Annotated in this window: 1 protein-coding gene; it reads left to right on the top strand. The window is 46.4% G+C overall.

Annotated features, from left to right (window positions below; genetic code table 11):
- Positions 1–597: DHA2 family efflux MFS transporter permease subunit (locus tag ACTHUR_RS15965; protein WP_440399648.1), on the top strand; the 597-nt coding region annotated here is incomplete at both ends.

Genomic DNA, 597 nt, shown 5'->3' with positions numbered 1-597 from the left:
GGCAATGACCGTTGTCGTCGCGCCCGTTTTAGGTCCTATTTTCGGCGGTTGGATTTCGGATAATTCGCATTGGGGTTGGATTTTCTTCATCAACATCCCTATCGGTATTATTTCTGCACTTATTGTGTGGCAGCAATTGAGGGATAGGGAAACGGAAGTGGTGAAGACGCCGATAGATTACATTGGTTTAGTATTGATGGTGGTTGGTGTTGGTGCGCTGCAAATGATGCTGGACAGAGGCAAAGAGTTGGACTGGTTTGCCTCTGTAGAGATTATCGTTTTAGGTATAGTGGCATTGGTATGTCTGACATATTTTGTGGTTTGGGAACTGGGCGAGAAATACCCCATTGTCGATTTTTCTTTGTTTAGCAACAGAAATTTTACGATAGGCGTACTGGCGACCTCATTGGGCTTTATGGTTTATATGGGTACGCTCACGCTGTTGCCGCTAGTGTTGCAGTCTAATCTTGGTTATACGGCAACATGGGCGGGCTTGGCGGCTGCACCTGTGGGCTTTCTTCCTATCTTGTTGTCCCCGATCATAGGTAGATTCGGCAACCGTATTGACATGCGTCTTCTTGTTACCGCAAGTTTCTT

This window comes from Neisseria sp. P0021.S007 (assembly GCF_051956855.1).
This window is presented reverse-complemented; position numbering and strand designations above follow the sequence as displayed.